The organism is Bradyrhizobium sp. (assembly GCF_049512235.1).
Taxonomy (GTDB): Bacteria; Pseudomonadota; Alphaproteobacteria; order Rhizobiales; family Xanthobacteraceae; genus Bradyrhizobium.
Genome location: NZ_JBEKXH010000346.1, coordinates 1 through 6,803, shown reverse-complemented (window position 1 = coordinate 6,803; position 6,803 = coordinate 1). Strand labels below are relative to the sequence as shown.

The 6,803-nt window shown below is 64.5% G+C and carries 6 protein-coding genes and 1 pseudogene; all 7 read left to right on the top strand.

The features are described from left to right. Nucleotides 1–482 (top strand): annotated as a pseudogene (locus ABSG20_RS25700) (ABC transporter substrate-binding protein); the annotation flags it as partial. A gap of 149 nt (nucleotides 483–631) precedes the next feature. Next, nucleotides 632–1,585, top strand: coding sequence for an ABC transporter permease (locus tag ABSG20_RS25695; protein WP_423867299.1), 954 nt, complete (start codon nucleotides 632–634; stop codon nucleotides 1,583–1,585). A 4-nt stretch (nucleotides 1,586–1,589) separates the two neighbouring features. Further along, nucleotides 1,590–2,492: an ABC transporter permease gene (locus ABSG20_RS25690; protein ID WP_423867298.1), complete on the top strand. Its 903-nt coding sequence runs from the start codon at nucleotides 1,590–1,592 to the stop codon at nucleotides 2,490–2,492. A 4-nt stretch (nucleotides 2,493–2,496) separates the two neighbouring features. Beyond that, nucleotides 2,497–3,564, top strand: a complete 1,068-nt coding sequence (locus tag ABSG20_RS25685) for an ABC transporter ATP-binding protein (RefSeq protein WP_423867297.1) — start codon at nucleotides 2,497–2,499, stop codon at nucleotides 3,562–3,564. Continuing rightward, complete coding sequence (locus ABSG20_RS25680; RefSeq protein WP_423867296.1) at nucleotides 3,561–3,770, top strand: hypothetical protein; 210 nt, start codon at nucleotides 3,561–3,563, stop codon at nucleotides 3,768–3,770. Before ABSG20_RS25685 ends, ABSG20_RS25680 begins: the two co-directional genes overlap by 4 nt. After that, entirely contained in the window at nucleotides 3,767–5,179 is a 1,413-nt protein-coding gene (locus tag ABSG20_RS25675; protein WP_423867295.1) for an amidase, read from the top strand. Before ABSG20_RS25680 ends, ABSG20_RS25675 begins: the two co-directional genes overlap by 4 nt. After that, the gene (locus ABSG20_RS25670; RefSeq protein WP_423867294.1) at nucleotides 5,176–6,159 is read left to right on the top strand and encodes an ABC transporter ATP-binding protein; all 984 of its coding nucleotides are present in this window, start codon (nucleotides 5,176–5,178) and stop codon (nucleotides 6,157–6,159) included. The genes ABSG20_RS25675 and ABSG20_RS25670 overlap by 4 nt, the downstream gene beginning before the upstream one ends. Nucleotides 6,160–6,803 lie beyond the last annotated feature (644 nt).

Sequence of the window (6,803 nt, the reverse complement as noted above, 5' to 3'; positions counted from 1 at the left end):
GCTCCGGCCAGATGCTGCCGCTGCCGATGAACGAGTATCTGCAGCAGGCGCTGGCCGAATGCTATTTCGACGTCCAGCTCGACGTCATCGAATGGAATACGCTGTTCACCAACTGGCGGCGCGGCGCCAAGGATCCGTCCGCCAATGGGGCCAACGCCACCAACGTGACCTATGCGGCGATGGATCCGTTCTTTGCGCTGGTGCGCTTCCTGCAATCTTCGATGGCGCCGCCGGTGTCCAATAACTGGGGATTTATCAACAATCCCACATTCGATGAACTGGTGACGAAGGCGCGCCAGACCTTCGATCCGGTCGAGCGGGACAAGGCGCTGGCCGAACTGCACGCGGCGTCCGTCGACGATGCGGCCTTTCTCTATGTCGCCCACGACGTTGCTCCCCGCGCCATGAGTCCGAAGATCAAGGGTTTCGTGCAACCGAAGAGCTGGTTCGTGGACTTCTCGCCGATTTCGATGACGCCGTGAGGCAAGCACGGAGTTGATGGCGTTGCTATGTTCCAACCCCGTCAAACCCGGGCATGACGAAACAAGCAATGCGGAGGGTGGGCAAAGGCGCGCTTGCGCCGTGCCCACCCTACAGACTAGAGACTGCGGTTACTGACTGAAGGTCTTCCGTGCTCATCTATATCGCCAGGCGCATCGTCTATGTGATCCCGATCATCATCAGCGTGGCGCTGGTATGCTTTCTGCTGGTGCACATTACGCCCGGCGATCCCCTGGTCGCGATCCTGCCGGCCGATGCCTCGCAGGAACTCGCCAATCAATTGCGCATCGCTTACGGCTTCGATCGTCCGCTGCCGGTCCAGTTCGGGCTCTGGCTGTGGCGGGCGGTCAACGGCGATCTCGGCCATTCCATCGCCACCGGACGCCCGGTGCTGACGGAAGTCATGCGCGCGGTCGGCAACACCGTGACGCTCGCGATCGCGGCCGCGCTGATCGGATTTACGCTGGGCTTGTTCTTCGGCCTGATCGCCGGCTATTTCCGCGACAGCTGGATCGACAAGGTGGCGACCTCGATCGCGATCGCCGGCGTTTCCGTTCCGCATTATTGGCTTGGCATGGTGCTGGTCATCATCTTCTCGGTAGAGCTCAATTGGCTGCCCGCGGTCGGCGCCGGCCCCGGCGGCTCCGGCGCCTGGGGCTGGGACTGGGAACATATCCGCTATCTGATCCTGCCCGCGATCACCACCTCGGTGATACCGATGGGGATCGTCACCCGCACCGTGCGCGCGCTGACCGGCGATATCCTGAGCCAGGATTTCGTCGAGGCCCTGCGCGCCAAGGGCTTGCGTGAAACCCGCGTGTTCGGTCACGTCATCAAGAACGCCGCGCCGACGGCGCTTGCCGTAATGGGGTTGCAGCTCGGCTACATGCTCGGCGGCTCGATCCTGATCGAAACCGTGTTCTCGTGGCCGGGCTCCGGGCTGTTGCTCAATTCGGCGATCTTCCAGCGCGATCTGCCGCTGCTGCAGGGCACCATCCTGGTGCTGGCGCTGTTCTTCGTGTTCCTCAATCTCATGGTCGATATCGCGCAGGCCGCGATCGATCCGCGCATCAAGCGGAGCTGAGCCATTGAGCATCAGCCCCAGCAGCGCGATCACGGATGCGGCCCTGCAGGCAGGGCCCGCCGCCAAGGCGCGCGGTTATTGGACGACGGTCGGACGTCGCCTCGCGCGCGACAAGGTCAGCATGGCCTGCGCCTGTATCTTGGCCCTGATATTTCTGTCTGCCCTGCTGGCGCCGTGGCTTGGGCTCGCCGACCCCTATCAGGGCTCGATGATCCGAAGGCTGCGTCACATCGGCACGACAGGATATCCGCTCGGGACCGACGAACTCGGCCGCGACATGCTGGCGCGGCTGGTCTATGGCGGCCAGCTGTCGCTGGTGATCGGGATTCTCCCGGTGATTCTGGCTTTCCTGGCCGGCACCTCGCTCGGCCTCGTCGCGGGCTATGTCGGCGGCAAGATCAACACCGCGATCATGCGCACCGTCGATGTGTTCTATGCCTTTCCCTCGGTGCTGCTGGCGATCGCGATTTCGGGCGCGCTCGGCGCCGGGATCGTCAATTCGATCGTTTCGCTGACCATCGTATTCGTGCCGCAAATCACCCGGGTCGCCGAAAGCGTCACCACCGGGGTCCGCAATATGGATTTCGTCGAGGCGGCGCGGGCGTCCGGCGCCGGTCCATTCACCATCATGCGCGTGCACATGCTCGGCAATGTCATGGGGCCGATCTTCGTCTATGCCACCGGCCTGATCTCGGTGTCGATGATCCTGGCGGCCGGGCTGTCGTTCCTCGGCCTGGGTACCAAGCCGCCGGAGCCGGAATGGGGCTTGATGCTGAACACGCTGCGGACCGCGATCTACATCAATCCATGGGTGGCGGCATTGCCGGGGGTGATGATCTTCGCGGTCTCGATCTGTTTCAATCTCCTCAGCGACGGCATGCGCAGCGCCATGGACATCCGGAATTGATGCCGTGAGCGAAATAGCGCCATCCATCGATAGGCTGGAGAAAATCGAGGATCGCGGCGGCGCGGCGCAGCCGCTGCTGCAGGTCCTGGGATTGACAAAGCACTTTCCGGTGCGTGGCGGGCTGTTCGGCGCGCGCAAGACGGTGCGCGCGGTCGATGATGTGTCGTTTGCGATCGCCAAGGGCGAGACCGTCGGCATCGTCGGCGAATCCGGCTGCGGCAAGTCGACCACCGCGCGGCTGTTGATGCACCTGATGCCGCGCGATGCCGGCGAAATCATCTATGATGGCCTACAGGTCGGCCGCGCATTGTCGCTGCGTGAGCTGCGCCGCGCCATGCAGATGGTGTTTCAGGACAGCTACGCCTCGCTCAACCCGCGCCTGACCATCGAGCAATCGATCGCCTTCGGACCGAAGGTTCATGGCCTGTCCGCGGTGGCCGCGCGCGCGCTGGCGCGCGATCTGCTCGGCAAGGTGGGCTTGCGGCCGGAAACCTTTGCCAACACTTATCCGCACGAGATTTCCGGCGGGCAGCGCCAGCGCGTCAACATCGCCCGCGCGCTGGCACTGTCGCCGCGCCTTTTGATTCTGGATGAGGCCGTATCGGCGCTCGACAAGTCGGTCGAGGCGCAGGTGCTCAATCTCCTGGTCGATCTGAAGCGCGAATTCGCCCTGACCTATCTCTTCATCAGCCATGATCTCAACGTCGTGCGCTATATTTCCGACCGCGTCCTGGTGATGTATCTCGGCGAAGTGGTGGAGCTCGGACCGGTCGACCGGGTATGGGACGCGCCGGCCCATCCCTATACACGGGCGCTGCTGGCGGCGATGCCATCCTCCGATCCCGACCACCGGACAGAGGCGCCGCCGATCTCGGGCGATCCGCCCAATCCGATCGATCCTCCCAGCGGATGCCGGTTTCATACCCGCTGCCCGTTCGCGGAGCCGCTCTGCGCGAAGGCCACGCCAAAACTTTACCGGCTCGACGGAATGGGGCATCAAGCGGCGTGCTTCATGGCGATGGCAGGTTCAGGTCACAGCCGCGCGCCAGCACAGGGGAGAGATGCCGTATGACGAAACCCAGCCCTAAAGAGATCAAGGCGATCGCAGAGGTCGCAGGCGTGCCGGTCAGCCCCGAGGAGGCGACGCGCATCGCCATTTCCATCGGCCCGGCGTTCGAAGGTTTTGCCGCGGTCGCGGGAACGCTGCCGTTCGATCTGGAGCCCGCGACCTTTCTCGTCGTGCAAACCGCCGCGCTGGTCCGGAAGGCAACGCCATGAGCACCGAACTTGCCTTGATGTCGCTGGTGTCGGTCGCCAAGGGCATCGCCGAACGGCGTTTCACCGCGCGCGAGGTGACGCAATCCTGTCTCGATCGCGTCCTTCAGTGGCAGCCCCGCCTCAATGCCTTCATGGCGATCGAAGCAGACGAGGCGCTGGCGGCGGCCGACGCGGCCGATGCGGCGCTGGCCAAAGGCCATGCCGGCGGCGCCTTGCATGGCGTGCCGCTGGCGCACAAGGACATGTATTACGAGACCGGCAAGGTGGTCACCTGCGGTTCGCTTATCCGGCGCGATTTCATCGCCACCACGACCGCCACCGCGCTGCGGCGGCTCAAGCAAGCCGGCACGATTCGCCTGGGGTCGCTGCAGCTGGCGGAGTTCGCCTATGGTCCGACCGGCCACAACGCGCATTACGGACCGGTGCATAATCCCTGGGGTTTTGCGCATGTTACCGGCGGTTCGTCGTCGGGATCGGGCGCGGCGGTGGCGGCACGGCTGACATTTGCCGCGCTCGGCTCGGACACCGGCGGCTCGATCCGGATGCCGGCGCATTTCTGCGGCGTCACCGGATTGAAGACGACGGTCGGGCGGATCAGCCGCGCCGGTGCGATGCCGCTGTCGCAGTCCCTCGACACCGTCGGGCCGCTGGCGCGCAGCGCAGAGGATTGCGCCCTGCTACTCGGCCTGATGGCGGGGCCGGACCCCGAAGACCTGACCGCGATCGCCGGACCGGTCCCGGATTACGCGGCGGCGACGCGACAGCCGATAAAGGGCCTTCGCATCGGCGTACCCAGCGCTTTCTATGTCGACGATCTCGACGCGGAAGTGGCGCGAATCCTGGACCAGACCATCGCCGTCCTCAAGCGTGAGGGCGCCCGCATCGTTGAGGTCGAACTGCCGGACCAGCGCCAACTCACCGCGGCGTGCCAGCTGGTGCTTGCCGTCGAAGCCGCGAGCTTTCACAAGCGATGGCTGATCGAGCGCCCGCAGGATTACGGTCCGCAGGTTCTGATGCGATTGCAGAACGGGCTTGCGATCCCCGGCGTGTCCTATCTCGAAGCGATGCGCTGGCGCGGCCCGGCGCTGTCGGCGCATCTTGAGGCCACCGCCGGCGTCGATGCCGTGATCGCGCCGGTGGCGCCGGTCGCGGCTCCCACCATTGCCGAGAGCGATGTCGGCAACAACCCCGACGCCGAGGCGGTGATCCAGCGGCTGACGCGCTTTACCCGGCCGGTCAATTATCTCGGCCTGCCGGCGCTTTCGATCCCCTCAGGTTTTACGCAGGGCGGTCTGCCCGTCGGAATGCAACTGGTCGGCCGCTCGTTCGACGAAGCCACGCTGCTGCGGATCGGGGCGGCGTTCCAGCGCGCAACCGATTTCCACGACCGGGTGCCGGCATTGGCATGATCCAGCCGGTGGAGATCCGCGGCCTCAGCATCCGCTTCAGCGGCGATCGCACGGTCTACGCGGTAAATGATCTCAGTCTCTCGCTCGGGGAAGGGGAAGTGCTGGGACTGCTCGGCGAGTCCGGATCGGGCAAGAGCGTAACCTTGCGCGCGCTGATGCGGCTGTTGCCGAAAAAGCGGACGCGGATCTCCGGCAGTATTCGAGTGTTGGGGCGTGACGTGCTGGCGCTCGACGACGATCAGCTGTCGGCATTCCGCGGCCAGACCGTCTCGATGATCTTCCAGGAACCGGCACTCGCGCTCGATCCGGTCTACACCATCGGGGCGCAGATCGCCGAAAGTGTGATGCGCCACGAAGGCAAGAGCCACCGCGAAGCGATGGCGCGCGCGCTCGAAATGCTCGACGTCGTGCGCATTGCCTCCGCCAAACGCCGGCTCGATGCCTATCCGCACGAGATGTCCGGCGGCATGCGGCAGCGCGCGATGATCGCGCTGGCGCTGGCCTGCAAGCCGAAAATCCTGCTCGCGGACGAGCCGACCACGGCGCTCGACGCCACCGTGCAAATCCAGATCCTGCTGCTGCTGCGCGAGCTGCAGCGCGAGTTCGGCATGTCCGTGATTTTCGTCACCCACGATATCGGGGTCGCGATCGAAATCTGCGATCGGGTCGCCGTGATGTATGCTGGAGAGATTGTCGAGCAGGGCCAAATTGGCCAGATCGTGCGCGCGCCTGTTCATCCTTACGCGCGCGGGCTGTTGGCTTCCACCGTTCACGGCGCCAAACGGGGCCAGCGGCTGGAAACCATTCCGGGAACGCCGCCCTCGCTCGACCAGGCGCCAACGAGCTGTTCATTCGCGCCCCGCTGCGCTTTCGTGCAAGCCGGCTGTGTCGAACGAAGGCCGCCCAATGTGCGGGTCGGGCCGGACCGGATCGCCAGATGCATCCTGGCCGAGGGTGCCGAGGTCGTTGCAGGGCCGTAGCGGGCTCTCGACCGCCGAAGCCGGGATCGGCCCAGCGTTCGGTTTTGCCGGTCGCGGATCGCGATCCCTGCGAGCTGCTACAACCCCTCGGAACCATCCCGAAAAGCAGGGCTATGCAGGCGATTGGAAAAGTTGTGGCTCCGGAAGACAACACCTTTTTCCTGTTAAGCCCTGTTAATACAGGTCCGGAAACAGGGGCATGCAGATTCCCGTGTCGATTCGCAGGGCGGGCGAAGGCGCTCTTCGCGCCGTGCCCACCCCTTGCTTGAGTAAGCTGGTGGGCACGCCATCGGCTCGCGCATTCGCGCGACCCGGTGGCTTTGCCCACCCTACAAAATTCCGATGCACTTTTCAAACAGCCGAGCAAAGATAGTCTGAGATCGTCATTGCGAGCGTTAGCGAAGCAATCCAGCTTTGGCGAAAAGAAAGCTGGATTGCTTCGTCGCAAGGGCTCCTCGCAATGACGGTCGTTCTAAACATGCGTTCATAGCCCCGCGGCGCGACGCGCCCGGGCTGTTGCAAGAGACTTCCGCCCAAACAGAGGGCGTGGGGAATGCCGGATGCCCAGTGGCACCCGCAGCCTCGCGTGCAGAAAACGGCCATCACGCACACGAGTATTCACAGCGAGGCACCGGAAAACACCC